We start from the raw sequence: 26702 nt of genomic DNA, 5'->3' as shown, positions 1-26702 counted from the left end.
GTCGCAGAACGACCGGCCGAAGAAAAGGGTACAGGGTCCGGGAGGGTGCTCGCTCCACCTTTCCCCCGCACCCCCCTCCGGAGGGTCTATTCGTCCGCCACCACGTGCTTGGCGGCGATCGCCCGGGCGGTGTCCGAGTCGGGCCCGGGCTGCGCCACGAAGACCGCCTCGCGGTAGTAGCGCAGCTCGGCGATGGACTCCTTGATGTCCGCGAGCGCCCGGTGGTTGCCGTTCTTCGGCGGGCTGTTGAAGTACGCCCGCGGGTACCAGCGGCGCGCCAGCTCCTTGACCGAGGACACGTCCACGATCCGGTAGTGCAGGTGGCTCTCCAGGGCGGGCATGTCACGGGAGAGGAACCCGCGGTCGGTGCCGACGGAGTTCCCGCAGAGCGGGGCCTTGCGGGGCTCCTTCACGTGTTCCCGGACGTACGCGAGGACCTGCGCCTCGGCGTCGGCCAGGGTCGTGCCGGCGGCCAGCTCGTCGAGCAGCCCGGAGGCGGTGTGCATCTCGCGCACCACGTCCGGCATGGTCTCCAGGGCCGCGTCCGGCGGGCGGATCACGATGTCCACGCCTTCGCCGAGCACGTTCAGCTCCGAGTCGGTGACCAGCGCGGCCACCTCGATGAGTGCGTCGTCCGTCAGCGAGAGCCCGGTCATCTCGCAGTCGATCCACACCATTCGATCGTTCATGCGCCCCACCTTATGCCGAAGGTCCCCCGCACCGGTGCTCGACCGGTGCGGGGGACCTCCTCGCTCCCGCGGGTACGGCTACGCGTGCTCGCGCAGGACCCGGCCGGGGGCGTACAGCTCGGTCACGCTGGGACCGGAGGCGGCCAGGGCCGCCGCGGCCCGCTGGGGCTGCGGGGTCCGCTGGTGCGGCACCGGGGAGCCCTGCATCTCCGACACCTGCGACACGTCGGCCTGCGGCCGGCGCGCCCGGTAGGCGGAGCGGTAGGCGGCCGGGGAGGACCCCAGCTGCCGCCGGAAGTGCCCGCGCAGGGCCACCGGCGAGCGGAAGCCGCAGCGTCCGGCGACCTCGTCGACGGAGTAGTCGGAGGTCTCCAGCAGCCGCTGTGCCTGGAGCACCCGCTGGGTGATCAGCCACTGGAGCGGGGCGCTGCCGGTGAGCGAGCGGAACCGCCGGTCGAAGGTGCGCCGGCTCATGTAGGCGCGGGCGGCCAGCGTCTCCACGTCGAACTGCTCGTGGAGGTGCTCCAGTGCCCAGGCGACGACCTCGGCGAGCGGGTCGGCGCCGATCTCCTCGGGCAGCGACCGGTCGAGGTAGCGTTCCTGGCCTCCGGTGCGGCGCGGTGGGACGACGAGCCGGCGGGCCAGTGCCCCGGCCGCCTCGCTGCCGTGGTCCGTGCGCACGATGTGCAGGCACAGATCGATTCCGGCCGCGGTGCCGGCGGACGTCAGCACGTCGCCGTCGTCGACGAACAGCTCGCGCGGGTCCACGTGGACGGACGGGTAGCGCTTGGCGAGCGTCGGCGCGTACATCCAGTGGGTGGTCGCGGGCCGGCCGTCGAGCAGCCCGGCGGCGGCGAGCACGAAGGCTCCCGTGCACAGGCCGACGATGCGGGCCCCCTCCTCGTGCGCCAGCCGCAGGGCGTCGAGCGCCTCCGGCGGCGGCGGTGAGGTGATGGAGCGCCAGGCCGGCACGACGACCGTGCCTGCCCGGGCGATCGCCTCCAACCCGTACGGCGCGGTCAGTTCGAGTCCGCCGGTGGTCCGCAGCGGACCGTCCTCTCCGGCGCACACGAGCAGTCGGTAGCGTGGAACTCCCGCGTCCTGCCGGTCGATGCCGAACACGGACAGCGGAATGGAACTCTCGAAGATCGGCCCGCCGCTGAACAGCAGCACGGCGACGATCTCCCTGCGGCGACGCCCCGCGAGCTTCCGGCCCGCGTCAGCGACGACTGCGGCGGTGGAATCCTGGCTCATGGCGCTAAGCCCCCCTTGGGTGTCGCGACTCCTTGGTCTGGTCGCACCTGCACGTTTCCCCTCGGCCTTGCACGTGGATCCCCCGCCGTAAATACATGATCGAATCTACTGCGTCCCGTGGTGTCGGCGTGACAAGTTCAGCACGCAGCGCTATGTCGACTTGGCAACTTGGCGAAAAGCATTCGATCAGGAAGCGTTCCACTCCGCTACCCGCCACGGAAGCCCGCGATCCGGCCGTGGCCAGTACTCATGGGGTCGAATCGTCCCCTGTCGTCCGTAGTCGCTGGTGGTAGGGGGGTCGGGGGAACATTCCGGCAAGGGAAGCACTGGGTCCGGAAGTTGGCTGAAAACAACCGGGTGTGTACGTGCGAACCGGTCAGCCGTGAGGGGACGGGCCGCCGGAACCGTGGCAGCCGCGGTGCGAACCGGCCCCCGTACGGGAGTGCCGGCCGCGGTGGCCGGAGGGCGGCGGGTCTTCCGACAGCACCCGGGCGGCCGTCCGCTCCGTCTTCTCCGAGTACCGCAGCAGCACCCGGCAGGCGGCCGTCACCGCGGCCAGCCCCAGGGTCGCCACCGCGGCCCCGCCGTACGAGGTCCCGTAGACCACCAGGACCACGGGTACGAGGAGGCAGCTGAACGCGGCCCAGCGCACCACGTCACCCGCCGGGTCGTCATGGCCCCGTCCGGCGGACTGCACGGACGGGTGAAGCGGGGCGCGCGCGGAGGACGGCGCGGAGCGGGCGGACCGGGCGGACCGCGTCATCGGAGCGGGCTGGACGGGCTGGACGGGGTGAACCGGATGGCCGGGCACGGCGTACTCCCTGCGGGCTCTTCCTGGACGGTCGGACTCTTGTCCAACGCCCCGGTACGGGCCTCGGTCACTGCGCGCACGGGTGGCGCAAGGGTCTCTCGTCACTGGCTGTAGGGGGCAGCGGCCATTGCCAAGGCGCCCGCACTCCGGCATGCTCCCTGGGACGCTCTCCAAGGGCGGCATGCCCTGTGCAGGACAGGAGTGTCGCCGTACCCTGGTGGGTAAGGGCTTGGGAAGATGCTTCCCAGACAGAGCTTCGTCACGCTGCGTCGTCAAAAGCGCTCGTGAGCCAAGCCCTCGTCGTCAGATGCTCCGAGTCGCCGAAACCGCCCCTGTCGCTTCCCCCGAGGACTCTTCGCCGAGACACCCATGGCCGGTCACGAATTCTCCGAACCCGCGGACCGCAAGCGCAAACACCTCGCCGATTCCGCATCGAGCGACCTGCGCGCGGTGGAACAGACGCGTCATCCCTGCGACCCCGCCTTCCGGCACGGCGTCGTGGTGGGCTTCGACGGCTCCACCTCCAGTGAGCGAGCCCTCGCCTACGCGATCGGCATGGCCCGGCGCTCCGGTTCCGGTCTGATCATCGTGCACGTGGCGAACCGGCTGCCCACCACGGTGTGGGCCGGCTGTGAACCGCCCGTCTTCGTGGACGTGCCCGACCACCGCACCGAGGTGCTCGGCCTGGAGCTGGCCTGCGCGGACTACCTGTCCGAGGTGCCGTGGATCCTCGTCGAGCGCGGGGGTGACATCTGCCACGAGCTGGAGGAGGTCGGCCGGGAGTACTCGGCGGACGCCATCGTGGTGGGTTCCACCCACGGGATCGTCGGCCGGATCTTCGGCTCGGTCGCGGGACGGCTGGCGAAGCGGGCGCAGCGACCCGTTGTTGTCATTCCGTAACCCACTGTATGTCGGTTGTGCGGTTGTGAACCCCTTTGTAAAGGGTAGATAAGTGCTGCTGGGACACAGCGAACAACTGCAGATCGAAGGGAGCCCGCCGTGGACAATGGTGTCTCTGCGGGAAGCACGGCCTCGACCTCGACCCTGGGGAACATCGCCCTGGGTCTCACCCTTCTCGCGTTCGGTATCGGCCACACGGGTGTCCTCTCGGGTGTGACCGCCGCCGACTCCGTGTCGCTCGCGATGTACGTCGGCGGCGCGGCCCTCTTCCTCCTCGGCCTCCTCGAATACCGCGGCGGCAACGGCTTCAACGGCACCGCCTTCGCGGGCCTCGGCGTCTTCTGGTTCACCTGGGCCAAGGGGGCGGGCGCCTCGGTTTCCGCCGAGGCCGCCGGAACGTTTCTCGTCCTCTTCGCGATGGTCGCGCTGACCCTCACGCTCGCCGCGTCGAGCGGGCTGTTCGGCCAGGGCGTCCACGCCCTGCTGACCCTCGCCCTCCTCCTGCTGGCCATAGCCGCCTTCGCGGACAGCGCCGGTCTGGCCAAGGCGGGCGGCTGGGTCGCCGCCGTCTCCGGTCTGCTGGCCTGGTACGGGGCGACGGCCGCGCTGGCCGGCTGGCCGATGGCGCTGGGCAGGAGCTCGGGACGCGCGGTCGCCGCGGGCTGACGGGCCCGGACCGCGGGGCAACGCACAGGGGTGCCACCGGAGTTCCGGTGACACCCCTTTCGCGTGCCGTGCCGTGCCGTGCCGTGCCGTGCCTCGTGGCACGGGGGTCCGGCCGTGGCGGCCTATTCGACCGTGACGGACTTCGCCAGGTTGCGCGGCTTGTCGATGTCCCGGCCCAGGGCCAGGGCGGTGTGGTACGCCAGCAGCTGGAGCGGGATGCCCATCAGGATCGGGTCCAGCTCGTCCTCGTTCTTGGGCACGAGGATGGTGTGGTCGGCCTTCTCCTGCTCGCGGTGGGCGACGGCCAGGATCCGGCCGCTGCGGGCCTTGATCTCCTCCAGCGCCGCGCGGTTCTTCTCCAGCAGGTCGTCGTCCGGGACGATCGCGACCGTCGGCATCGCCGGCTCGATGAGCGCGAGCGGGCCGTGCTTCAGCTCGGAGGCCGGGTAGGCCTCGGCGTGGATGTAGGAGATCTCCTTCAGCTTGAGGGAGGCCTCCAGGGCCACCGGGTAGCCGCGGACCCGGCCGATGAACATCATCGACTTGGCGTCGGCGTACTCGGCCGCGAGCCGCTTGATGTCCTCCTCGCCCTTGAGGATCTCCTCGATCTGGGCGGGCAGCTTGCGCAGGCCGTCGATGATCCGCTTGCCGTCGGTGACCGACAGGTCCCGGATCCGGCCCAGGTGCACGGCGAGCAGCGCGAAGGCCACCACCGTGTTCGTGAAGCACTTGGTGGAGACGACGCAGACCTCCGGGCCGGCGTGCACGTAGACGCCGCCGTCGGCCTCGCGGGCGATCGCGGAGCCGACCACGTTGACCACGCCGAGGACGCGGGCGCCCTTGCGCTTGAGCTCCTGGACCGCCGCGAGCACGTCGTACGTCTCACCGGACTGGGAGACGGCGATGTAGAGGGTGTCGGGGTCCACGACCGGGTTGCGGTAGCGGAACTCGGAGGCCGGCTCGGCGTCGGCGGGGATGCGGGCCATGCTCTCGATGAGCCCGGCGCCGATCAGGCCCGCGTGGTAGGAGGTGCCGCAGCCCAGGATCTTGACCCGGCGGATGCCGCGGGCCTCGCGCGGGTCCAGGTTCAGGCCGCCCAGGTGGACGGTGTTGAAGCGGTCGTCGATCCGGCCGCGCAGCACGCGGTCGACCGCGTCGGGCTGCTCGGAGATCTCCTTGTGCATGTAGGTGTCGTGGCCGCCCATGTCGTAGGAGGCGGCCTCCCACTCCACGGTCTCCGGGGTGGCGGTGGTCGTCGTGCCGCTGGTGGTGTAGGTGCGGAAGTCGTCGGCCTTGAGGGTGGCCATCTCGCCGTCGTTGAGGGTCACGACCTGGCGGGTGTGGGCGATCAGCGCGGCGACGTCGGAGGCGACGAGCATCTCCTTCTCGCCGATGCCGAGGATGACCGGGGAGCCGTTGCGGGCGACGACGATGCGGTCGGAGAAGTCGGCGTGCATGACGGCGATGCCGTAGGTGCCCTCGATGACCTTGAGCGCCTCGCGGACCTTCTCCTCCAGGCTGTCGGCCTGGGAGCGGGCGATCAGGTGGGTGATCACCTCGGTGTCGGTCTCGGACGCGAAGACGACGCCCTCGGCCTCCAGCTTGGCGCGCAGCTCGGCGGCGTTGTCGACGATGCCGTTGTGGACGACGGCGACCTTGTTCTCGGGGTCCAGGTGCGGGTGCGAGTTGATGTCGCTCGGCGCGCCGTGGGTGGCCCAGCGGGTGTGGGCGATGCCGGTGGTGCCGGTGAAGCGCTTGGGAACGCGGGCCTCCAGGTCGCGGACGCGGCCCTTCGCCTTGACCATCTTCAGCGCGGCGGCCTTCGGGCTGTTGACGACGATGCCGGCGGAGTCGTATCCGCGGTACTCCAGTCGTGCCAGGCCTTCGAGCAGCAGCGGTGCCACGTCACGCTTGCCGATGTAACCGACGATTCCGCACATACGGTGTTGCCCCTCCTGAGGTTCGGTGGTCGTGCTCGTCCCCGCGCGGCCCCCCACGGGCCGCCCCGGCCCCTGTCAGCCGTAGACGATGCGGCGCAGCTGCCGGAGCGAGAGCTCCGGTGGCGCCACGGCGCGGTGCGGCAGTTCGGCCGCGATGCGCTCGAAGATCTCCGCGTTGACCGCGCCGCCCGACTGCAGCTCGCGGTGGCGGCGGCGGACGAACTCCTCGGTCGTCTCGTTGAAGTACGCGAGGACGTCGAGCACCACCCGGGTGGCTTCGCCGCGCTGCAGCGCGGTGCTGCGCACCAGGTGGTCGACGAGGTCGTCGTGGGAGGACGGGCGGCGGTCGAGCACCCGTAGATACTGACTGTCCAAGGAGTGAAACGCAAAGATCCTGCCCGATATCGGGCAGGATCTCGCTGGTCTGGACCAGTGAATGGGAGATTCCGGTATCCGGTGGTCAGAAACGACCCAAAATCGCGGCCTTCGCCGCCGAGAACTCGTCGGCGGTGAGGACGCCCGCCTGGTGCAGCTCGCCCACCTCGCGCAGCCGCCGCAGCAGCGTGTCGTGGTCCGCGGGCTCGCCCGCCAGCGCGGGGGCCGACTCCGCGAGCGGCAGCGCCTTGGCCCGCTCGGGCGCGGGCGCCGCCGGATGCGGCATCCGTACCGCCACGGCCGCCGCGACCAGCGCCATCAACGGGTCCTTCTTGAAACCGAAGAGCTCCACCGTGCAGCGGTCGTACTTGGGGGCGGCTGCCGCCTGGGCGCCCTCCAGGGTGAACCGCAGCCAGCCGTTGTCCAGGCCCTTCGACGGCGACCAGTCCACCGCCCGCACGTCCGCGACCCGGAACTCGCTCGGGCCGCCTGAGCGCTTGGCCTCCTCCGTGGTCCAGTTCCAGTCCAGCACCACCCGGTCGCCGTCGAAGGAGGCCGTGCCGTCACCCGCGCCGAAGGCGACCGGCACCGGAGGCCCGGGCAGCAGGTACGCGTCACACGGGCCGGGATCCACCTGGTCCAGCAGCAGCGCGTTGCGCACCGCGTCGACGAAGTACTCCGCCACCCCGCTGCGGTCCGACTCCACCGACAGCCGGTACGGGTCCGAGGCCTCCGGCAGCCGCCCGCCCGTCACCTGCGTCAGCGGGTCCGCCCCGTCCCGCAGCCGGAGCCGCAGCCGGCCCGCCTTGCGGCCCGGCTCGTAGCTGATCCCGCCGATGGCGCGCAGCGGCACGACCACCTCACCGAGGTGCTGCCGGAGCAGCCCCACCCCCTTGTCGCGGCCCGGCACGATGCGCACCGCGTCCCCGTCGAAGCTCCAAGTACCGTCCTTCTGGATGATTTCCGCCATCCGATGATTCTCCCACCGCGAAGTACGGCCCGAGAGGGGGCCGTCTGGCCTATACCTGGGCGCATGAGAGCCCTGCGCCGCACGGTCGCCGCCCTCCTCGTCCTGGGTGCCGCCGTCTCCTGCACCGCCGCCCACGGCGACGACGCCAAGAGCCCGCACGCCGCCGCCGTCCTCGCCCCCTACGACCGGCTCCTGCCCGCGCCCGCCTCCGCGCGGGCCGGGGGCGCCGGGTACTCCTTCGGCGCCGGCACGGTGATCCGTACCGGGCCCGGCTCGGCGGAGGAGGTCCGGCGGGTCGGTGAACTCCTCGCGGAGCAGCTGCGCGGGCCGAGCGGCCTGCCGCTGCCGGTGGTCGACGGGGAGGAGGGGGACGGCATCCGGCTGCGGCTGGACGGCGCGGCCCGGGAGCTGGGCGCCGAGGGCTACCGGCTGCGGACCACCCCCTCCGGGGTCACCCTGACCGCGCACACCCCGGCGGGGCTCTTCCGCGGCGGGCAGACGCTGCGGCAGCTGCTGCCGGTGCGGGGCACGGGGGAGGTCCCGGGCGGGGAGATCACGGACACGCCGCGCTTCGCGTACCGGGGGGTGATGGTCGACATCGCCCGCCACCACTTCCCGGTGGAGCAGGTCAAGCGGTACGTCGACCAGGCCGCCCAGTACAAGATCAACACCCTGCACGTGCACCTCAGCGACGACCAGGGCTGGCGCATCGCCATCGACTCCTGGCCGCGCCTGGCCACGTACGGCGGCGCGAGCGAGGTCGGCGGCGGCCCGGGCGGCCACTGGACCAAGGAGCAGTACCGGGACCTGGTCGCCTACGCGGCGGAGCGCTACGTCGACGTGGTCCCGGAGATCGACATGCCCGGCCACGTCAACGCCGCCCTCGCCTCCTACGCGGAGCTGAACTGCGACGGCAAGGCCCCCGAGCGCTACACCGGCATCAAGGTCGGCTTCAGCTCGCTGTGCGTGGGCAAGGAGCGCACGTACGAGTTCGTCGACGACGTCCTCGGCGAGCTGGCCGCCCTCACCCCCGGCCGCTACCTCCACATCGGCGGCGACGAGGCCCACTCCACCCCGGCGGCGGACTACGCGGCCTTCATGGACCGCGCCCAGCAGATCGTGGCCCGGCACGGCAAGACGGTGGTGGCCTGGCACCAGCTCGCGAACGCCCGCCCGGCGCCGGGCGCGGTCCTCCAGTACTGGGGCCACGACAGGACGGCGGCGGCGGAGAAGTCGGCGGTGGCGGCGGCGGCCGACGCGGGCCACCCCCTCATCCTCTCCCCGGCGGACCGCGCCTACCTGGACATGAAGTACGACAAGGCGACGAAGCCGGGCCTGGCCTGGGCGGGCTACGTCCCGGTCCAGCGCTCCTACTCATGGAACCCGGGCTCCTACCTCTCCGGCGTCCCCGAGTCCGCGGTCCTCGGCGTCGAAGCCCCCCTGTGGACGGAGACCATCGCCAACCGCCCGGACTGGGAGCTGATGGCCTTCCCCCGCCTCCTGGGCCTCGCGGAACTCGGCTGGTCCCCGGCGGCGGCCCTGGACTGGCCCGCGTACCGCCGGCGCCTGGCGGCCCAGGCCCCGCGCCTGGACGCGCAGGACACGGCGTACTACCGGGCGCCGGAGGTGCCGTGGGAAGAGCCCGCACGCGCGGGCGTACGGGCTGGGAGGTGATGGCCTGACGGCGGGGCCGGCGAAGAGGGCCTTGGGCTTCGCGGCCCCGCCGTCGGGGCGGAGGGGCGGGCGCGGGTTCGAGGGACCGTATTCGAAACCGCGCCCGTCCCGGGCCGTCAGCGCCGGGCGAAGGGCGCGACGGGGTTCTTGAGGGTGCCGATCAGCTGGAGGGCCGCCGCCGGGTCGGCGAGGTCGACCATCTGCTTGTTGTTGCGCAGCTGGAGCCGGTTCAGGCAGGACAGCTGGAACTCGGGGGTGAAGAGGTCGTACTGGGCGAAGCGGTCCGCCAGGGCGGGGGCCGAGGCCTGGTAGTCGTGGGCGCAGTCCGCCACGGCCTGCCAGAAGACGGACTCCTCGCAGATGCCCTCCGACACCAGGATCGAGCCCAGGAAGCGGAAGAAGCAGTCGAAGACGTCCGTGAAGATCGACAGGAGCTTCATGTCCTCCGGGATGTCGGCCCTGACGCGCTCGACGGCCGGCGGGAGGACCGCGTCCGGGTCCATGACCACGATCTCCTCGGCGATGTCCTTGAAGATCGCCCGCTGGACGACGCCGTCCTTGATCACCAGGATCGTGTTCTCGCCGTGCGGCATGTAGGCGAGGTCGTACTGGTAGAAGCAGTGGAGGAGCGGGAGGAGGTAGGCGCGGAGGTAGGGCTTCAGCCATTCCGCCGGGGTGAGACCCGATTCGGCGATCAGGGCGCCGACGAAGGACTTGCCGTCCGCGTCCACGTGGAGGAGCGAGGCCATGGTCGCCAGGCGCTCGCCGTCGCGCAGGGAGTTCACCGGGGACTCGCGCCACAGGGCGGCCAGCATCTTGCGGTACGGCGAGTAGCGGTCCGTGGCGCGCTCGTACTGGCGGTGGTGGTAGCCGATCGCCGCGCGCTCGCGGATGATCGAGAACTCGACCGACCGGAGGACCTCGTCCGACTCGATCAGCTGGTGCAGCCAGTCGTTGATGGCCGGGGTGGCCTCCATGTAGGCGGCGGACAGCCCGCGCATGAAGCCCATGTTCAGGACGGAGATGGCCGTCTTGACGTAGTGCTTCGTGGGGGTGGTGGTGTTGAAGAACGTACGGATCGACTGCTGGGCGAGGTAGGCGTCGGAGCCTTCGCCGAGCAGCACCAGGCGGCGGTTGGCGATCTCGGCCGCGAAGGTGACCGTGGTCTTGTTCCACCACTGCCAGGGGTGGATCGGCAGGAGGTGGTAGTCCGCCAGGTCCAGGCCCAGGGAGGCCATCTTCGCCGAGAAGAGGGTGAGGGCGTCCTCGCCCAGCTCCTCGCGCATGAACGCGTCGTGGTCCAGGCCCGCGCCCGCCGTGAAGGTGGAGACGTCCTTGCGGGCGGCGACCCACACCAGGTGGACGGGGCTCGCCGTCTCCGGGGCGTACGAGAGGTACTCGTGCACGCCGAAGCCCAGGCGGCCGTTGTTGGCCACGAAGCAGGGGTGGCCCTCCGTCATGCCCGTCTCGATGTCCTGGAAGCTGGACTTCGCGAGGGTGGCCGAGGTGACCTGCGGCTTCGTGTACTTGAAGCCGGTGCCGGCCAGGGTGGAGGAGATCTCCTCCAGGTAGACCGGGAGGACCTCCGCGCTCAGGCCCAGGGCCTGCTGGAGCTCGATGTGGAAGTCCAGGGCGTCCAGGTCGAGCTCGGCACCGTCCCGGTGGCGGGTGATGGAGTCCTCCTCCACCGCCCAGTGGTCCAGGGCGTGCAGGGCCGAGCGGAAGCGGTATTCGACCGTGCCGTCGTCGCTGCGGACCGAGTAGCGGTCCTCACCCAGCGGCTCCGGGGTCAGCAGGCGCTCGTGGGAGAACTCCGCGAGGGCCTTGCGCACCAGGGCGCGGTTGGCGCGGGCCCACAGCTCGGGGGAGAGGTGGGCGATGGCGTCGGCCAGGCTCATGCCGGGACTCCCGTCGTGAGGGCGGTGGCCGCCTCGAACCGGGCGCGGGTGCAGAAGCTGAGCAGGGCGGCCTTCTCGGGCTTCTGGACCTCGCGCTCGGGGACGAAGCCGACGGCCTCGTTGAGGGCGTGGACGGCCTTGTTGCGGACGTCCGGTTCGACTACGACACGCCGAGTGGCGGGGTCCGCGAACAGGGCGGCCATGACCGTGGTGATCACCGCGCGGGTGAAACCGGATATGGGGGTGTCCGAGGGCGCCACCAGGAAGTGCATGCCGACGTCGCCCGGCTGGGCCTCGTACAGGCCGACGAGTTCCAGCTTCGAGGGGTCGTAGCTCTCCATCAGGAAGGCCGGGCGGCCCTCGTGGAGGCCGATGAAGGCGTGGTGGTCCTCGTGCGCGGTGATGCGCACGTACTCGCGCTCGACCTCGGTGAGGGAGGCGTCCTGCATCATCCAGAACGCGGCTTTCGGGTGCGTGACCCAGCCGTGCAGGAGTTCCGCGTCCGCGAAGGGGTCCAGGGGGCGGATGGAGAAGGTCCCGAGGGCCGCGTCGGTGCGGGCGAAGAGGAGTTCAGGGGTGGTGCTCATGCGTGGATGCCTTCCGGGGCCGCGAACTGCTGGAACGCGATGGACTTCTCGACCTTGTAGTACTCGCGGCCGAGCAGCTCACCGACGATGTACGCGTTGCGGTACGCGGCCATGCCCAGGTCGGGCGAGGTGAGGGAGTGGTTGTGGGTCGTGCCGTTCTGCAGGTACACCCCGCGGCCGGTCACGTCCACGGCGTAGTTGCGGCCTGCGTCGAGACGGCCGTGGCCGTCGAAGTTCAGCCGGTCGTGGATGGGCGTGAGGAACTCCGGCGCCACGTACTTGTAGCCCGTGGCCAGGACCAGGCCCTCCGTGGCGAGGGTGAAGTCCCGCTCCTGCTCCTCCTGGCGCAGGCCCAGCGTGTACGTGCCCGTGGTGGTGTCGTACGCCGTGCTGTTCAGGGAGGTGTTCGTCAGGAGCGTCGTGGGGACCGCGCCCGGCATGGTGATCTTCTTCTGGTAGAGCAGGTCGAAGATGGCGTTGATGAGGTCGCCGTCGATGCCCTTGAAGAGGTTCTTCTGCTGGGTCTCCAGCCGGTAGCGGGTCTCCTCGGGGAGGGCGTGGAAGTAGTCCACGTACTCCGGGGAGGTCATCTCCAGCGTGAGCTTGGTGTACTCCAGCGGGAAGAAGCGGGGGGAGCGGGTGACCCAGTTGAGCTGGTAGCCGTGGACGTCGATCTCGGCGAGGAGGTCGTAGTAGATCTCGGCGGCGCTCTGGCCCGAGCCGATCAGGGTGATCGACTTCTTCTTCTGGAGGGACTCCTTGTGCTGCATGTACGAGGAGTTGTGCAGGAAGTCGCCGCCGAGGCCCTCGCAGGAGGCGGGGACGTGGGGCGGGGTGCCGGTGCCGAGGACCAGGCGGCGGGCCCGGTGGGTCTCGCCGCGGTCGGTGCGGACCTCGTAGACGCCGGCGGCCTCGTCGTACGTCACCTCGGTGACGGAGGTGGAGTACAGGACGTTGTCGAGCCGGTCGGCGGCCCAGCGGCAGTAGTCGTTGTACTCGGCGCGCAGCGGGTAGAAGTTCTCCCGGATGTAGAAGGAGTACAGCCGGTCCTTGTCCTTCAGGTAGTTCAGGAAGGAGAAGGGCGAGGTCGGGTCGGCGAGGGTGACCAGGTCCGACATGAACGGCGTCTGCAGGTGCGCGCCGTCCAGGAACATCCCGGCGTGCCACTCGAAGTGCGGCTTCGACTCGATGAAGAGACCGTCGAGCTCCTCGATCGGCGCGGTCAGGCAGGCGAGTCCCAGGTTGAAGGGACCCAGGCCGATGCCGATGAAGTCGTGGGGCTTAGCGGTGGACGGCAAGGGAGTCTCCCAGGAACTGCTCGGCGTGTGCGGCGAGGAGGTCGAGGACGGCCGCGATGTCGGCCGTCGTGGTCTGCGGGTTGAGGAGGGTGAACTTCAGGTACTGCTTCCCGTCCACCTTGGTGCCGGCGACGACGGCCTCACCGGAGGCGAACAGGGCCTTGCGGGCGTGCAGCTGGGCCTCGTCGACGAGGTCGGGGCGCAGCTCGCCGGCGGGCAGGTAGCGGAAGACCAGGGTGGAGATCTGCGGCTCGACGACGACCTCGAAGCGCGGGTCGGCCGCGATGACCTCGTAGCCGGCGGCGGCGAGGTCGACGACCTCGTCGAAGAGGGAGCCGACGCCGTCGGCGCCCATGATGCGCAGGGTCATCCAGAGCTTGAGGGCGTCGAAGCGGCGCGTGGTCTGGATGGACTTGTCGACCTGGTTCGGGATCCGCTCCTCGGCCATCCGGCGCGGATTGAGGTAGTCCGCGTGGTACGTGGCGTGCTTGAGGGTGTCGCGGTCGCGGACCAGCATCGCGCTGGAGCTGACGGGCTGAAAGAACGACTTGTGGTAGTCGACGGTGACCGAGTCGGCCTTCTCGATGCCGTCGAGGAGGTGCCGGCGGGTGGGTGAGACCAGCAGTCCGCAGCCGTAGGCGGCGTCCACGTGCATCCACGCGGAGTGCTGCCCGGCCAGGCGGGCGATCTCGGGGAGCGGGTCGATGGACCCGAAGTCGGTGGTGCCGGCGGTGGCGACGACGGCCATGGGGAAGAGGCCCTCGCCGGCGCAGCTCTCCAGCTCCAGTGCCAGGACCGAGGTGTCCATGCGGCGGTTGCGGTCGACGGGCACGGAGATGACGGCTTCGTAGCCGAGGCCCAGCATGGCGGCGGACTTCTGGACGCTGAAGTGGCTGGCCTCGGAGGTGAAGATGCGCAGCTTCGGCAGCAGCTCGGCCTTGGTGAGCTCGGTGCCCTCGTCGAGGGCCCGCTTCATCACGGTCCGGCAGGCCTCGTCACGGGCGAGGAGCAGCGCGTGGAAGTTCGACTGGCTGCCGCCGGAGGTGAAGATGCCGTCCGCGCCCTCGCCGAGGCCGATGCGGCGGGCGGTCCAGTCGATCAGCCGGCGCTCGATGAGCGTGCCGCCGATGGACTGGTCCCAGGTGTCCAGGGAGGAGTTGACGGCCGACAGGACCGCTTCGCCGACCACCGCGGGGATGACCACCGGGCAGTTGAGGTGGCCCAGGTAGCGCGGGTGGTGGAAGTAGACGGCGTCGCGGAGGTAGACGTCCTCCAGCTCGTCGAGGGCGGCGGCCGCGTCGGCCAGCGGCTTGTCGAGGTCGATCCCGTTGATGACCGGGGCGAGTTCGTCGACGGATATGCCGGTGTGGGGCCGCTCGGTCGTGGCGAGTTTGGCGGCGACGCGGTCGACGCCCTCGGTGACGGAGCGCCGGTACAGGTCCGCGGTCGTCTCGTTCAGCAGATGCGTGCGCATCAACTTTCCTCCGGGCAGGTGGGGGCACCGCCAGCGTGAGCTGGGGAGAGCGGGGCAGGGGTGGGGTGTGAGACTTAGGTTAGCCTAACCTTAGTTCGACCACAAATGCCGGAGGGCCCCGGCTTCAGCCGGGGCCCTCCGATGTGAAATTCCCTGCTCGGTGCAGGTGTTGGCTACAGCGCGGACGCGGGGTCCTCACTCGGGGCCCGGCCCGCGTACGCCTCGGCGAGCAACTGCTCCTCGCTCGCGCCGAGTCGCCAGTAGCCGGTGAAGCGGACCGCGCGCCGGTCGATGGAACGTTCCTGCACCAAGTGGCGGCGTACGGCGCGGATGGTGCCCGCCTCGCCCGCCAGCCAGGCGTACGGGGCTTCGGCGGCGGGCTGTTCCGCCGCGCGCACGGCGTCCACCACCCGGCCGGCCCGCTCCGGGCCCGAGGCGCCCTTCTCGCGGACGATCCAGGTGATGTCGGCGTCGGCGAGGGTGTGCAGGCCGAGCCGGTCGTCCTCGTGCGGGACCTCGAACCAGGCCTTGACCGGGGTCGCGGCGGGAAGCCGGTCCAGGATCGCCGCCGCGGCGGGCAGGGCCGTCTCGTCGGCGTACATCAGGAAGGCGTCGGTGCCCGCGGGGGGCTGGAAGCGCACGGACTTGTTCTCCGCGACGGCCGGCCCGATCGCCATGATCCGGCGGCCGGTGACGGCCCTGCCCGCCCACCGGGAGGCCGGGGAGCCGTCCCCGTGCAGGACGAAGTCGATGTCGACCTCGTCCGCCCCGTCGGCCGTGCGCCGCTGGTCGCGCACGGTGTACGAGCGCATCACCGGGCGCTCCTCGTCCGGCATCGCGCGCCACGCCCCGAACCAGGTGTCCTCGTCCGTGGACGGCAGCTCGGTGTGCTCGGCGCCCTCGGGCGGCAGGAAGAGCGAGAGGCTCTGGTCGTACCCGCCGGAGCGGAAGTCCGCGAGGGACTCGCCGCCGAAGGTCACGCGCAGGAAGGAGTGGCCGAGGCGGCGGGTGCGCAGCACTTCCATCGTGAAGAAGCGGAAGTGCGCCGCGGCCTGCTCGGCCTCGGATGCGGTGTCGGTCATGCGCGGGTCCCCCCTGGGATTCGAATGGGCGCCGGCGGTGGGTGGTGCCGGGCGGTCAGTGCCGGAAGCCGGGCCCCGGGCGGTGGCCCGGGGCCCGGCGTTCAGAGCCGGCGGAAGAGGGTCAGGAGACCTTCTTGGCGTTCTGGATGGCCTTGGCGAGGTCCTCGAGGATCTGCGCGCACTTCTCGTACGAGTAGATCGGCTCGGTCACGCGCGGGGCGACCTGGCCGGCCTTGACGGCGGGCAGCTCGTTCCAGGTCGGCTTGGCCTTGAGGGCGTCGTTCTGGAGGGCCTGGGTGCGGTTGTCCAGCAGGACGAGGTCGGCCTTGTACTTGCCGGCGTTCTCCCAGCTGAGGCTCTCGTAGAAGCCCTGCGGGTCCAGCTTGTCCTGCTCCGGGGCGACGAACTCGACGCCCAGGGACTCGAAGTACTTCAGGTCGGCCGAGGTCTTCGGGGTGGAGACGTAGAAGAGCTGGTCGGCGCCGGAGCCGACGAGCACCTTGATGCCCGGGTTGGCCTTGACGGCCTCGCGGACCTTGGCGGAGGCGGCGTCGAAACGGGCCTTGGCGTCGGCGGCCTTCTTGGAGTTCAGGTCGGCGCCGAGGGACTTGGCGAGGTCCGCGGTGCGCTCCAGGGCCTTGTCCATGGAGGCCTTGTCGCCCACGCCGATCGCGGCGGCCGGGGCCAGCTTCAGGATCTTGTCCTTGGAGGCCTCGGGGACGTACCAGTACGTGCCGTCCCAGGTGTTGGTGGCGAGCAGCTCGGGCTTCAGGGCCGCGTACTTCTCGACGTTGAACTCGTCGTAGACGTTGCCGAGGATCTCGACCTTGGAGATGTCCATCGAGCCGGCCATCGGGTCGGCCTTGCCGTCCGCCAGCTTGGTCGGGCCGAAGACGCCCTTGACCTGCACGCCGTAGTCGTACAGCGCGGCGGCGGTGCCGGTGTAGGCCACGATGTTCTTCGGCGTGGACTTGGCGGCGACGTCCTTGCCGAGGTCGTCCTTGAAGCTCCAGGGACCCGAGGCGGCGGCCGTGCTGCCCTTGTCGCCGTCAGCGTCCTTCGCCTTGTCGTTGCCGCCGCACGCGGTCAGGGCCGCGACGAGGCCGAGGGCGCCGCCGGCCGCGACGAGTCCGCGGCGGGAGAGGAACGTGGTGCTGGGCTTGGGCATGGCGAAGTCCGCTTTCGTACGTGCAGGGGCGGCCGGGAGGGCTCTAGGCCGTTCGGGGGGAAGGTTAGCCTAACCTTGGCCGAAAACGGTAAGGGGACCCTAATTAGTTCTCGGGTCCCCTCCGCACACCCCGCGCGCCGCGCGGTCGGTCCGTCAGCCGGCGAAGCCCAGCTCACGGGCGATCAGCATGCGCTGGACCTCGCTCGTGCCCTCGCCGATCTCCAGGATCTTCGAATCCCGCCACATACGGGCGACCGGGTACTCGTTCATGAAGCCGTAGCCGCCGTGGATCTGCGTGGCGTCCCGGGCGTTGTCGACGGCGACCGTCGAGGAGTACAGCTTCGCGATCGCCGCCTCCTTCTTGAACGGCTCCCCGTGGACCAGCCGCGAGGCCGCGTCGCGCCAGCCGATGCGCGCCATGTGGGCGCGCGTCTCCATGTCCGCCAGCTTGAACTGGATCGCCTGGTTGTCGCCGATCGGCTTCCCGAAGGCCTGCCGTTCCTTGGCGTACTTCACCGACTCGTCCACACAGCCCTGCGCGAGACCCGTGGCCAGCGCCGCGATGGCGATGCGGCCCTCGTCGAGGATCCGCAGGAACTGGGCGTAGCCGCGGCCCTCCTGGCCCACCAGGTTCGCCAGCGGCACGCGCACGCCGTCGAAGGACAGCTCACGGGTGTCCGAGGAGTTCCAGCCGACCTTCGAGTACGGAGCGGCCACCGTGAAGCCCGGCGTGCCGGACGGCACGATGATCGAGGAGATCTCCGGGCGGCCGTCCGCCTTGCGGCCCGTGACGGCGGTGACGGTGACCAGCCCCGTGATGTCCGTACCGGAGTTGGTGATGAAGCACTTGGAGCCGTTGATCACCCACTCGTCGCCCTCGCGGACGGCCGTGGTGCGGGTGCCGCCCGCGTCACTGCCCGCGCCGGGCTCCGTCAGGCCGAACGCGCCGAGCATCTCGCCCGAGCACAGCTTCGGCAGCCACTCCCGCTTCTGCTCCTCCGAGCCGAACAGGTAGAGGGGCATGGCGCCCAGGGAGACGCCCGCCTCCAGGGTGATCGCGACCGAGGAGTCGACGCGGGCCAGCTCCTCCAGCGCGATGCCGAGGGCGAGGTAGTCGCCGCCCATGCCGCCGTACTCCTCCGGGAAGGGCAGGCCGAAGAGGCCCATGCGGCCCATCTCGCGGACGATCTCGTACGGGAACTCGTGGCGCTCGTACAGGTCGCCGATCTTCGGCGCGACGACGTCGTGCGCGAACGCCTCGACGGTACGGCGGAGTTCCTCGTGCTCGGGGGTGAGCCGGTGGTCGAGGGACATGGTGTGACTACTCCTTGTGGGAGAGGGCGCGGACGGTACGGGAGGGGCTGGGACGGCCCAGCCGTTCGGCCATCCACACGCTCGTGGCGGTGAGGGCGGCCAGGTCGACCCCGGTCTCGATGCCGAGGCCGTCGAGCATCCACACCAGGTCCTCGGTGGCGAGGTTGCCGGTGGCGCTCTTCGCGTACGGGCAGCCGCCGAGGCCGCCGGCCGAGGAGTCGACCGTGGTCACGCCGTGCTGGAGCGCGGCGAGGGTGTTGGAGAGGGCCTGGCCGTAGGTGTCGTGGAAGTGCACGCCGATCCGGTCGGTGCCCACGCCCTCCTCGTTCAGCGCGGAGAGCAGGGCCTGGACGTGGCCGGGCGTGGCGACGCCGATGGTGTCGCCCAGGCTCAGCTCGTCACAGCCGAGGTCGAGCAGGGCCTTCGCGACGCGGACCACCTGGTGGACCGGGACCGCGCCCTCCCAGGGATCCCCGAAGCACATCGACAGGTAGCCCCGGACGTGCGCCCGCTCCGCCTTGGCGCGGGCCACGACGGGCTCGAACATGGCGAGGGACTCGGCGACGGTGCGGTTCAGGTTGCGGGCGGCGAAGGTCTCGGTGGCCGAGCCGAACACCGCGATCCGGGTGGCGCCCAGGGCGAGCGCGCGGTCGAGGCCCCGCTCGTTGGGCACCAGGACCGGCAGCTCCGCCTCCACGTCGGAGAGCAGCGGGAAGAGCTGCTCGGCGTCCGCCAGTTGGGGCACCCACTTGGGGTGGACGAAGCTGGTGGCCTCGATGGTGGTCAGGCCGGCCGCGGCGAGCCGGTGGACGAACTCGGCCTTCACCGCGGTCGGTACGGCCGTCCCCTCGTTCTGCAGGCCGTCGCGCGCGCCGACCTCGTGGATGCGGACGCGGGCCGGCAGCCCGCCGGGGGACGGGACGGTCATGGGCAGCCCGTTCACGCGGCCCCCTCCTCTTCCTCCGGGGTCACCACGGCCAGGACCTGGTCCATGGCCACGGTGGTGCCCGGGGTGACGTCGAGTTCCGTGACGGTGCCGGCGTGCGGGGCGGAGATGACGTGCTCCATCTTCATCGCCTCGACGACCAGCAGGCTCTGACCGGCCGTCACCCGGTCGCCGACGGCCACCTTGACGACGGTGACGGTGCCGGGCATGGGGGCGGCCAGGGTGTCCGCGCCGGCGTGTCCGCCCCCGCCGAGGGCCGCTGCCACGGGGTCGTGGTGCTGGACGTGCCAGCTGTCCGCGTCGCGGCCGAGCCAGATCCCCTCCGGGGAGGCGGCGTGGCTGAACCGGTGCGTGACCCCGTCGAGTTCGACGGTGACGGTGCCCGGGGTGAAGGCCACGGTCCGGGCCCGCGCCGGTGCCGGGACGCCGCCGTCGGGCGCGGGCAGCAGGAGCTCCTGCTCGGTTCCCCGCTGCCGGGTGCGGACCTCGACGGGGTCCTGTCCGGGGAGGCGGAAATGCCGGACCGTCCAGGCCGGGGTGCCGCCGAGGCGCCAGCCGTTGCCGGAGGAGTACGGGTCGGCCCAGCCGGCGCCGTCCGGACCCGCCGCCGCCCGGGGCGCCGGGCCGGCGGCGGAGGCGGAGGCGGAGGCCAGCAGTGCGGCGGCCGCGTACACCTCGGCGGGGACGCCCTCCGGGAGGAGGGACGGGAGGTCCCGCTCCACCAGGCCGGTGTCCATGTCGCCCGACACCACGTCCGGGTGCGCGAGCAGGCGGCGCAGGAACCCGGCGTTGGTCTGGACGCCCAGGATCACGGTGTCGGAGAGGGCCCCCCGCAGCACCCGCAGGGCACTGGCGCGGTCGGGCCCGTACGCGATGACCTTCGACAGCATCGGGTCGTACGTCGAGCCGACCGGGACGCCCGCCGTGAGCCCGGAGTCGGTGCGCACCGCCCCGCCGTCCGGCTCCGACAGGGCCAGCACCGTGCCGCCGGACGGCAGGAACCCGCGCGCGGGGTCCTCCGCGCAGACGCGGGCCTCGATCGCGTGCCCGGTCAGCCGGATGTCGTCCTGGGTGACGGGCAGGGCCTCGCCGGAGGCCACCCGCAGCTGCTGCTCCACCAGGTCCAGGCCGGTGACCAGCTCGGTCACCGGGTGCTCCACCTGGAGGCGGGTGTTCATCTCCATGAAGTAGTAAGAGGAGGGGTCCCCGCCCGGGACGATGAACTCCACCGTGCCCGCGCCGACGTACCCGCAGGAGCGGGCCGCCTCCACGGCCGCCGCGCCCATCGCCGCGCGGGTCTTCTCGTCCAGCAGGACCGAGGGGGCCTCCTCGATGACCTTCTGGTGGCGCCGCTGGAGGGAGCACTCGCGCTCGCCGAGGTGCACCACGTTGCCGTGGGCGTCGGCCAGCACCTGGATCTCGATGTGCCGGGGCCGGTCGATCCACCGCTCCACGAGGAGGGTGTCGTCACCGAAGGAGGACTTCGCCTCGCGGCGGGCCGCAGCGATCTCCTCGGCCAGCACCGCCTCGTCCCGTACGAGGCGCATGCCCTTGCCGCCGCCGCCCGCCGAGGGCTTCAGCAGCACCGGCATGCCGATCTGCGAGGCGGCCGCGACGAGTTCGGCGTCCGTCAGGCCGCTGCCTGAGGAGCCCGGGACCACCGGGACGCCGGCCGCCCGGACCGTCTCCTTCGCCGTGATCTTGTCGCCCATGAGGGAGATGGCGGACGCCGGCGGGCCGATGAAGGCCAGTCCGGCGTCCGCGCAGGCCCGGGCGAAGGCCGCGTTCTCCGCGAGGAAGCCGTAGCCCGGGTGGACGGCCTCGGCGCCCGTCCGCTTCGCGGCGTCCAGGAGCCGCTCCACCGACAGGTAGCTCTCGGCGGCGGCCGCCGGGCCGATCCGGACGGCGGTGTCGGCCTCCCGTACGTGCCGCGCGTCGGCGTCGGCGTCGCTGAAGACGGCGACCGAGCGCACCCCGAGCTGCCGCAGGGTGCGGATGACCCGTACCGCGATCTCGCCGCGGTTGGCGACCAGAACAGTGCTGAACATCAGTGAGGTCCTCACGTCACACGTCACATACGGAAGATGCCGAAGCCGGACTCGCCCAGCGGGGCGTTCGCGCACGCGGTCAGGGCCAGTCCCAGCACCTGCCGGGTCTCCATCGGGTCGATGACCCCGTCGTCCCACAGCCGCGCGGTGGCGTAGTAGGCGTTGCCCTGTTCCTCGTACTGCGCGCGGACCGGGGCCTTGAAGGCCTCCTCGTCCTCGGCCGGCCACTCCTGGCCCGCGCCCTCGATCTGGTCCCGCTTGACGGTCGCCAGTACCGAGGCGGCCTGCTCGCCGCCCATCACCGAGATCTTGGCGTTGGGCCACATCCACAGGAAGCGCGGCGAGTACGCCCGGCCGCACATCGAGTAGTTGCCCGCGCCGTAGGAGCCGCCGACGACCACGGTCAGCTTCGGGACCCGGGTGCAGGCCACGGCCGTGACCATCTTCGCGCCGTGCTTGGCGATGCCGCCGGCCTCGTAGTCGCGGCCGACCATGAAGCCGGAGATGTTCTGGAGGAAGAGGAGCGGGATGCCGCGCTGGTCGCACAGCTCGATGAAGTGGGCGCCCTTCTGCGCGGACTCGGAGAAGAGGATGCCGTTGTTGGCGACGATGCCGACCGGGTGGCCGTGGATCCGGGCGAACCCGGTGACCAGGGTCTGCCCGAACTCCGCCTTGAACTCCTGGAAGCGGGAGCCGTCCACGATCCGGGCGATGATCTCGCGGGCGTCGTAGGGGGTGCGGGAGTCGACGGGGACCGCGCCGTAGAGGCCGTACGGGTCCACCTTGGGCTCTTCGGGAGCCTCGACCGACCAGGGCAGGGCCCCGCGCGCGGGCAGGGTCGCCACGATGTTCCGTACGATCCGCAGCGCGTGCGCGTCGTCCTCCGCGAGGTGGTCGGTGACGCCGGAGGTGCGGGAGTGGACCTCGCCGCCGCCCAGCTCCTCGGCCGTGACCACCTCACCGGTCGCGGCCTTCACCAGCGGCGGGCCGCCGAGGAAGATCGTGCCCTGGCCGCGCACGATGACGGCCTCGTCGCTCATCGCCGGCACGTACGCCCCGCCCGCCGTGCAGGAGCCGAGGACGGCGGCGATCTGCGGGATGCCGGCCCCGGACATGCGGGCCTGGTTGTAGAAGATCCGGCCGAAGTGCTCCCGGTCGGGGAAGACCTCGTCCTGCATGGGGAGGAAGGCGCCGCCGGAGTCCACCAGGTAGAGGCAGGGGAGGCGGTTCTCCAGGGCCACCTCCTGCGCGCGCAGGTGCTTCTTCACGGTCATCGGGTAGTACGTGCCGCCCTTGACGGTGGCGTCGTTGGCGACGATCACGCACTCGCGCCCGCTGACCCGGCCGATGCCCGCGATCACCCCGGCGGCGGGGGCGGCGCCCCCGTACATCCCCTCGGCGGCCAGCGGGGCCAGCTCCAGGAAGGGCGACCCGGGGTCGAGGAGGGTGTCGACGCGGTCGCGGGGGAGCAGCTTCCCGCGCGCGGTGTGGCGGGCGCGGGCCTTCTCGCCGCCGCCGAGGCGGGCCGCGTCGAGCCGGGCGCGCAGGCCTTCGGCCAGTTCGCGGTGGGCGGCCTCATTGGTCCGCCAGGCCTCGGACGCCGGGTCCGCGGCGCTCGTCAGCACTGGTGCCTGCTGCATCGGTCGAGCTCCCTTGCTCGTGCACGCTTTGTTAATGACCGTTAACGCGTTCGGGTCTCAGGTTAACGAGCGCTAACCGCCCTGTCTAGAATGGATTTCCATGAGCACCAGAGCGGCCGCCCCGACCCGTCGCGAGCAGATCCTCAGTGAGGCCGCTCGTCTTTTCGCGGAGCGCGGCTTCCACGGCGTCGGCGTGGACGAGATAGGGGCGGCGGTCGGCATCAGCGGCCCCGGGCTGTACCGGCACTTCGCGGGCAAGGACGCCATGCTCGCCGAGCTGCTCGTCGGGATCAGCGAGCGGCTGCTGACCGGTGGCCGGCGGCGCGTCGAGGAGGCGGCCGGGGACCCGGAGGCGATCCTCGCCTCCCTCGTCGAGGGACACATCGACTTCGCCCTGGACGACCGGGCGCTGATCACCCTGCACGACCGCGAACTGGACCGGCTGCGCGAAGCCGACCGCAAGCTCGTGCGCCAGCTCCAGCGGCAGTACGTGGAGCTGTGGGTGGAGGTCGTACGGGAACTGCACCCCGAGGTCGGGGAGGCGGAGGTACGGGTGGCCGTGCACGCCGTCTTCGGGCTGCTGAACTCCACCCCGCACCTGGCCGCCCCCGGCCGCGAGGCGACGGAATCGCTGCTGCGCAGGCTGGCGAACGGAGCCTTCGGGGCGTTGTCGGGGTAAGGCGCGGCTTGAGCGGTACGTGGTGGAACGGACGGCTCCGGGCGAGCGGCGGCAGAATGGTCCGCATGCCGAAGCCGATAGAGACGCCCGTACCCAGCCGCGCCGAACTCATCGACCACCTGGTCCGCACGCGGATCGCGGGGCAGGTGGCCACTCCGCGCGAGAACAACCTCTCCCACTACCGCAAGCTCGCCAACGGCGACCGGCACTACTGGCTCGGCCTCGAACTGGGCGACCGCTGGGCCGACGAGCAGGACGTCCTGGCCGTGATGGCCGAGCGCGTCGGCGTCGTCGACGACCCGGCGCACCGGGCCGGCCAGGACACCATCGACCCGGAACTGACCGTCGCGGGCCTCGACCGGATGGCGGCCCGGCTGCACAAGGCCGCCCTCGACCGGCACAGCGTGCTGTTCGCCACCGGCCACCCCGGCGGCCTGCTCGACGTCCACCGGGCCACCGCCGACGCGCTGCGCGCCGCGGGCTGCGAGATCGTCCGCATCCCGGCCGGCCTGATCGCCGACGAGGGCTCGGTGTGGCAGTTCGGCGACGTGGCCGTACTGGAGCGGGGCGCGACCCTGTGGCACACCCACTCCCCGGCGCCGATGGCCGCGATCCTGGACGGCCTCGCGGCGGAGGGCCGCCCGCAGCCGGACCTGGTCGTCGCCGACCACGGCTGGGCGGGCTGTGCGGCGCAGCGCGGGCTGGACGCCGTGGGGTACGCGGACTGCAACGACCCGGCGCTGTTCCTCGGCGAGGCGGAGGGCACCCTCCAGGTGGCGGTCCCGCTGGACGACCACGTCCGCGACCCGCGCTTCTACGACCCGATGGTGGCGTACCTCCTCTCGGCGGCGGGCCTGCTGTAGCCCTGGCCGGGCGCTTCGGGGCCCGGCGGGGGCGCGCGTCGCCGGAGCCCCGGCCCGGCCGCTGGCCCGGCCCTCGGCCCTGGCCCTCGGCCGCTGGCCCGGCCCTCGGGCGCTGCCCCGGCCCTCGGCCCCGGTCGGCGGCCTCGGTCCGGCGGGTGTCAGGGGGTGGCGGTACGGTCACCGGCATGGCCGATGCCCCGAACCCGCTGTCCGTGCTCGGTGCCGCCTTCCCCGGGCTGCCGCCGGGCGGGCTGATCACCCGGCCGGTGCGCCGCGGACCGCTCCGGCGGGTGCGGCACGAGCCGCTGCTGTGGCTCTCCCACGGGCCGGTGGCCGCCCCCGCCGGGGCGTACCCGGCGCCCGCCGGGCTGGTGCCCGTACTGCTGCACGACCGCTACGGGCCGGCGCTCTGGTGGGGCGACGAGGACCGCCTGGACCGGGAGCGCTGCTCCGGCCCGGACGAGCACGACGTCCGGACGGTGCTGCGGGAGTACTGGGACGCCGTCGTCCCCGACCCCGAGGAGGGGGAAGAGGGCGAAGAGCTGATCGCCCCCTTCGGCCGGTCCTGGCCCGGCACCGCCCGGCCCGGCACCCCGGTCGCGGAACCCGCCGCGGCGGCCGCGGCGGTCGCGGGAGAGCTGCTCGCGCAGGGGGTGCTGGGCGGCAGCCCCCGGCTCGCGCTGGTGCCCGCCGCGCGCGGGGCCGACGTACCCGCCGCGATCGGCTGGTGCGGCCCCACCCACCACGAGAACGACACCGCCCGGGTCAGCGCCGTCCTGCGCTCCTGGGAGGACCGTTTCGGCGCCCGGGTCCTCGCGCTCGGCCACGACCGCCTCGACCTGTCGGTGGCGGCCCCGCCGCGCACGCTCGCCGAGGCCCTCCCCGTGGCCGCCGAGCACTTCGCGTTCTGCCCCGACAACGTCTGGCAGGGCTCCGGAACCGTCCGCGACTACGCCGCCGAGGCCCTGGTGGGGGAGGCCCACTGGTCGTTCTGGTGGGACTGAGGGTCCCCCGGTCAGCCGGCGTCGGGGCCGTTCCTGACCGGCCGGGTGTGGATCTTCGACACGCACGCCGGCAGGGCCGCGTCCTCCCCGTGCTCGCGGGCCCGGTACGCGCTCGGGCTCTCGCCCACCAGCTCCGTGAACCGCGAGCTGAACGACCCCAGCGAGGTGCAGCCCACCGCGAAGCAGACCTCCGTCACCGACTGGTCGCCCCGCCGCAGCAGGGCCTTGGCCCGCTCGATGCGGCGCGTCATGAGGTAGCTGTACGGGGTCTCCCCGTAGGCGGCGCGGAAGCTGCGCGAGAAGTGCCCCGCCGACATGAGGGCGACCTGCGCCAGCGCGGCCACGTCGAGCGGTTCCGCGTAGTCGCGGTCCATCAGGTCACGGGCCCGGCGCAGCCGGGCGAGGTCCTCCAGGTTCACCCGTTCAGCCTCGCACAGGCCCGGGCGGTGGCGAAGGTTCCGAAGGCCGCGGGGTCGGCGTCGGGTCCAGGTACACCCGGCGGACCGCCGGCCACCGCTCCCGCAGCTGGTCCTCGGCGTCCTCGCAGGCCGCCTCCACCTGCCGGGCCGACGCCAGGTCGTGGAAGTCCACCTTCGCCGCGATCAGCACCTCGTCCGGCCCCTGCACCAGGGTGGTCAGCTCCAGCACCCCCTCGATGTGCAGGACCGACAGCAGCTCCTCGCGCACCTCCGCCCGCATCGGCTCGGGCAGCGGCCGCCCGATCAGGTACTGCGCGTTCGAGCGCCCCAGCTCCCACGCCACCGCCACCAGCAGCACCCCGATCAGGAGCGAGGCCACCCCGTCGTACGCGCCCGACCCCGTCAGCTGCGCCCCCAGCAGCCCGCCCGCCGCCAGGGCGAGGCCGATCAGCGCGGCGGCGTTCTCCAGCAGCACCGCCTTCACCGCCGTGTCCGGGGTGTGCTTCACGTACAGCCCCAGCGGCGCCCGCATGCGCGCCGCCTCGCCCGTCACCTGCCGCCAGGCCACCAGCAGCGAGTACCCCTCCAGGAGGAACGCGACCGCGAGGACGGCGTACGAGAACAGCGGGTCACCGGGGTCCTCCCCGTGCACCAGGGTGTGGATCCCGTCGTAGAAGGCGAAGACCGCGCCGCCCGCGAACGTGGCGATCGAGGCGAGCAGCGCCCAGATGTAGCGCTCGGGCCCGTACCCCAGCGGGTGCGCCTCGTCGGCGGGCCGCGCGCTGCGCTTCAGGGAGGTCAGCAGCAGTACCTCGGTGACCGTGTCGGCCACCGAGTGAGCGGCCTCGGACAGCATCGCGCTGGACCCGCTGACGATCCCGGCGACGGCCTTCGCGGCGGCGATGGCCAGGTTGGTGACCACGGCGACGACCACCGTGGCGACGCTCTCGGACCCCGCGCCCCCGACTGCTGCTTCGGCTTCGACCGGCATGGGGCGACGGTA

At 71.9% G+C, this 26702-nt stretch carries 24 protein-coding genes; 6 read left to right on the top strand and 18 right to left on the bottom strand.

The annotated features are described in order from the left end of the window. Positions 1–86: 86 nt before the first annotated feature. From orn to AC069X_RS18145, 3 genes are all read right to left on the bottom strand, one after another. A complete protein-coding gene (gene orn, locus AC069X_RS18155) occupies positions 87–689 on the bottom strand; it encodes an oligoribonuclease (RefSeq protein WP_478729587.1) in 603 nt (200 codons plus the stop codon). 78 nt (positions 690–767) lie between these two features. Beyond that, entirely contained in the window at positions 768–1943 is a 1176-nt protein-coding gene (locus AC069X_RS18150; RefSeq protein WP_478729586.1) for a helix-turn-helix domain-containing protein, read from the bottom strand. 376 nt (positions 1944–2319) lie between these two features. Continuing rightward, a complete protein-coding gene (locus AC069X_RS18145; RefSeq protein WP_478729701.1) occupies positions 2320–2706 on the bottom strand; it encodes a hypothetical protein in 387 nt (128 codons plus the stop codon). A 417-nt stretch (positions 2707–3123) separates the two neighbouring features. Between AC069X_RS18145 and AC069X_RS18140 the strand changes: the two genes are divergently transcribed. Together AC069X_RS18140 and AC069X_RS18135 are read left to right on the top strand one after the other, a co-directional pair. Beyond that, positions 3124–3654, top strand: a complete 531-nt coding sequence (locus AC069X_RS18140; protein WP_478729585.1) for a universal stress protein — start codon at positions 3124–3126, stop codon at positions 3652–3654. A gap of 99 nt (positions 3655–3753) precedes the next feature. Further along, positions 3754–4320: a GPR1/FUN34/YaaH family transporter gene (locus AC069X_RS18135; protein ID WP_478729584.1), complete on the top strand. Its 567-nt coding sequence runs from the start codon at positions 3754–3756 to the stop codon at positions 4318–4320. 122 nt (positions 4321–4442) lie between these two features. Here the strand turns inward: AC069X_RS18135 and glmS are convergent, their stop codons facing one another. The 3 genes from glmS to AC069X_RS18120 all read right to left on the bottom strand — a co-directional run bounded on the left by glmS (position 4443) and on the right by AC069X_RS18120 (position 7605). After that, positions 4443–6260, bottom strand: coding sequence for a glutamine--fructose-6-phosphate transaminase (isomerizing) (gene glmS / locus AC069X_RS18130; RefSeq protein WP_478729583.1), 1818 nt, complete (start codon positions 6258–6260; stop codon positions 4443–4445). Between the two features lie 75 nt (positions 6261–6335). Continuing rightward, on the bottom strand, positions 6336–6614 hold the full coding sequence (locus tag AC069X_RS18125) for a hypothetical protein (protein WP_478729582.1): 279 nt from the start codon (positions 6612–6614) through the stop codon (positions 6336–6338). A gap of 106 nt (positions 6615–6720) precedes the next feature. Then, complete coding sequence (locus tag AC069X_RS18120) at positions 6721–7605, bottom strand: DUF4429 domain-containing protein (RefSeq protein WP_478729581.1); 885 nt, start codon at positions 7603–7605, stop codon at positions 6721–6723. Positions 7606–7668: 63 nt separating this feature from the next. Here AC069X_RS18120 and AC069X_RS18115 point away from each other — a divergent pair, with 63 nt between their 5' ends. Then, entirely contained in the window at positions 7669–9279 is a 1611-nt protein-coding gene (locus AC069X_RS18115; protein ID WP_478729580.1) for a beta-N-acetylhexosaminidase, read from the top strand. Positions 9280–9395: 116 nt separating this feature from the next. Here the strand turns inward: AC069X_RS18115 and AC069X_RS18110 are convergent, their stop codons facing one another. The 10 genes from AC069X_RS18110 to AC069X_RS18065 form a co-directional block, all read right to left on the bottom strand. Continuing rightward, positions 9396–11177 carry an IucA/IucC family protein gene (locus AC069X_RS18110; RefSeq protein WP_478729579.1) on the bottom strand — a complete coding sequence of 594 codons (1782 nt, stop codon included), beginning with the start codon at positions 11175–11177 and terminating at the stop codon, positions 9396–9398. Then, entirely contained in the window at positions 11174–11764 is a 591-nt protein-coding gene (locus AC069X_RS18105; protein ID WP_478729578.1) for a GNAT family N-acetyltransferase, read from the bottom strand. The genes AC069X_RS18110 and AC069X_RS18105 overlap by 4 nt, the downstream gene beginning before the upstream one ends. Then, positions 11761–13062 carry a lysine N(6)-hydroxylase/L-ornithine N(5)-oxygenase family protein gene (locus AC069X_RS18100; protein WP_478729577.1) on the bottom strand — a complete coding sequence of 434 codons (1302 nt, stop codon included), beginning with the start codon at positions 13060–13062 and terminating at the stop codon, positions 11761–11763. The genes AC069X_RS18105 and AC069X_RS18100 overlap by 4 nt, the downstream gene beginning before the upstream one ends. Then, a complete protein-coding gene (locus tag AC069X_RS18095) occupies positions 13046–14536 on the bottom strand; it encodes a pyridoxal phosphate-dependent decarboxylase family protein (protein ID WP_478729576.1) in 1491 nt (496 codons plus the stop codon). Before AC069X_RS18095 ends, AC069X_RS18100 begins: the two co-directional genes overlap by 17 nt. Positions 14537–14709: 173 nt before the next feature. Then, complete coding sequence (locus AC069X_RS18090; protein ID WP_478729575.1) at positions 14710–15618, bottom strand: siderophore-interacting protein; 909 nt, start codon at positions 15616–15618, stop codon at positions 14710–14712. Between the two features lie 121 nt (positions 15619–15739). Further along, complete coding sequence (locus AC069X_RS18085) at positions 15740–16786, bottom strand: ABC transporter substrate-binding protein (protein WP_478729574.1); 1047 nt, start codon at positions 16784–16786, stop codon at positions 15740–15742. Positions 16787–16939: 153 nt separating this feature from the next. Beyond that, complete coding sequence (locus tag AC069X_RS18080; RefSeq protein WP_478729573.1) at positions 16940–18100, bottom strand: acyl-CoA dehydrogenase family protein; 1161 nt, start codon at positions 18098–18100, stop codon at positions 16940–16942. Between the two features lie 7 nt (positions 18101–18107). After that, on the bottom strand, positions 18108–19028 hold the full coding sequence (locus AC069X_RS18075) for a hydroxymethylglutaryl-CoA lyase (protein ID WP_478729700.1): 921 nt from the start codon (positions 19026–19028) through the stop codon (positions 18108–18110). Between the two features lie 11 nt (positions 19029–19039). Continuing rightward, a complete protein-coding gene (locus AC069X_RS18070; RefSeq protein WP_478729572.1) occupies positions 19040–21094 on the bottom strand; it encodes an acetyl/propionyl/methylcrotonyl-CoA carboxylase subunit alpha in 2055 nt (684 codons plus the stop codon). Positions 21095–21117: 23 nt separating this feature from the next. Beyond that, positions 21118–22734, bottom strand: coding sequence for a carboxyl transferase domain-containing protein (locus AC069X_RS18065; protein WP_478729571.1), 1617 nt, complete (start codon positions 22732–22734; stop codon positions 21118–21120). 100 nt (positions 22735–22834) lie between these two features. On the opposite strand from AC069X_RS18065, the gene AC069X_RS18060 reads away from it, so the two are divergent. From AC069X_RS18060 to AC069X_RS18050, 3 genes are all read left to right on the top strand, one after another. Next, a complete protein-coding gene (locus AC069X_RS18060; RefSeq protein ID WP_478729570.1) occupies positions 22835–23413 on the top strand; it encodes an SACE_7040 family transcriptional regulator in 579 nt (192 codons plus the stop codon). Between the two features lie 56 nt (positions 23414–23469). After that, positions 23470–24276 (top strand): phosphatase, encoded by an 807-nt coding sequence (locus AC069X_RS18055; RefSeq protein ID WP_478729699.1) that lies wholly within the window; start codon positions 23470–23472, stop codon positions 24274–24276. A gap of 185 nt (positions 24277–24461) precedes the next feature. Continuing rightward, entirely contained in the window at positions 24462–25280 is an 819-nt protein-coding gene (locus AC069X_RS18050) for a DUF4253 domain-containing protein (protein ID WP_478729569.1), read from the top strand. Between the two features lie 11 nt (positions 25281–25291). Here AC069X_RS18050 and AC069X_RS18045 read toward each other — a convergent pair whose 3' ends face one another. Together AC069X_RS18045 and AC069X_RS18040 are read right to left on the bottom strand one after the other, a co-directional pair. After that, the gene (locus AC069X_RS18045) at positions 25292–25699 is read right to left on the bottom strand and encodes a helix-turn-helix domain-containing protein (RefSeq protein WP_478729568.1); all 408 of its coding nucleotides are present in this window, start codon (positions 25697–25699) and stop codon (positions 25292–25294) included. A gap of 4 nt (positions 25700–25703) precedes the next feature. Beyond that, positions 25704–26690, bottom strand: coding sequence for a cation diffusion facilitator family transporter (locus tag AC069X_RS18040; RefSeq protein WP_478729567.1), 987 nt, complete (start codon positions 26688–26690; stop codon positions 25704–25706). Positions 26691–26702: the final 12 nt, after the last annotated feature.

It is taken from the genome of Streptomyces sp. NPDC043896 (assembly GCF_056435605.1).
This window is presented reverse-complemented; position numbering and strand designations above follow the sequence as displayed.

Coding starts and splice junctions, on each gene's coding strand:
- glmS (WP_478729583.1), bottom strand. CDS start 6,260: ATGTGCGGAATCGTCGGTTACATCGGCAAGCGTGACGTGGCACCGCTG.
- AC069X_RS18145 (WP_478729701.1), bottom strand. CDS start 2,706: ATGACGCGGTCCGCCCGGTCCGCCCGCTCCGCGCCGTCCTCCGCGCGC.
- AC069X_RS18110 (WP_478729579.1), bottom strand. CDS start 11,177: ATGAGCCTGGCCGACGCCATCGCCCACCTCTCCCCCGAGCTGTGGGCC.
- AC069X_RS18085 (WP_478729574.1), bottom strand. CDS start 16,786: ATGCCCAAGCCCAGCACCACGTTCCTCTCCCGCCGCGGACTCGTCGCG.
- AC069X_RS18070 (WP_478729572.1), bottom strand. CDS start 21,094: ATGTTCAGCACTGTTCTGGTCGCCAACCGCGGCGAGATCGCGGTACGG.
- AC069X_RS18105 (WP_478729578.1), bottom strand. CDS start 11,764: ATGAGCACCACCCCTGAACTCCTCTTCGCCCGCACCGACGCGGCCCTC.
- AC069X_RS18050 (WP_478729569.1), top strand. CDS start 24,462: ATGGCCGATGCCCCGAACCCGCTGTCCGTGCTCGGTGCCGCCTTCCCC.
- AC069X_RS18120 (WP_478729581.1), bottom strand. CDS start 7,605: ATGGCGGAAATCATCCAGAAGGACGGTACTTGGAGCTTCGACGGGGAC.
- AC069X_RS18140 (WP_478729585.1), top strand. CDS start 3,124: ATGGCCGGTCACGAATTCTCCGAACCCGCGGACCGCAAGCGCAAACAC.
- AC069X_RS18065 (WP_478729571.1), bottom strand. CDS start 22,734: ATGCAGCAGGCACCAGTGCTGACGAGCGCCGCGGACCCGGCGTCCGAG.
- AC069X_RS18075 (WP_478729700.1), bottom strand. CDS start 19,028: ATGACCGTCCCGTCCCCCGGCGGGCTGCCGGCCCGCGTCCGCATCCAC.
- orn (WP_478729587.1), bottom strand. CDS start 689: ATGAACGATCGAATGGTGTGGATCGACTGCGAGATGACCGGGCTCTCG.
- AC069X_RS18080 (WP_478729573.1), bottom strand. CDS start 18,100: ATGTCCCTCGACCACCGGCTCACCCCCGAGCACGAGGAACTCCGCCGT.
- AC069X_RS18090 (WP_478729575.1), bottom strand. CDS start 15,618: ATGACCGACACCGCATCCGAGGCCGAGCAGGCCGCGGCGCACTTCCGC.
- AC069X_RS18150 (WP_478729586.1), bottom strand. CDS start 1,943: ATGAGCCAGGATTCCACCGCCGCAGTCGTCGCTGACGCGGGCCGGAAG.
- AC069X_RS18060 (WP_478729570.1), top strand. CDS start 22,835: ATGAGCACCAGAGCGGCCGCCCCGACCCGTCGCGAGCAGATCCTCAGT.
- AC069X_RS18095 (WP_478729576.1), bottom strand. CDS start 14,536: ATGCGCACGCATCTGCTGAACGAGACGACCGCGGACCTGTACCGGCGC.
- AC069X_RS18040 (WP_478729567.1), bottom strand. CDS start 26,690: ATGCCGGTCGAAGCCGAAGCAGCAGTCGGGGGCGCGGGGTCCGAGAGC.
- AC069X_RS18055 (WP_478729699.1), top strand. CDS start 23,470: ATGGTCCGCATGCCGAAGCCGATAGAGACGCCCGTACCCAGCCGCGCC.
- AC069X_RS18115 (WP_478729580.1), top strand. CDS start 7,669: ATGAGAGCCCTGCGCCGCACGGTCGCCGCCCTCCTCGTCCTGGGTGCC.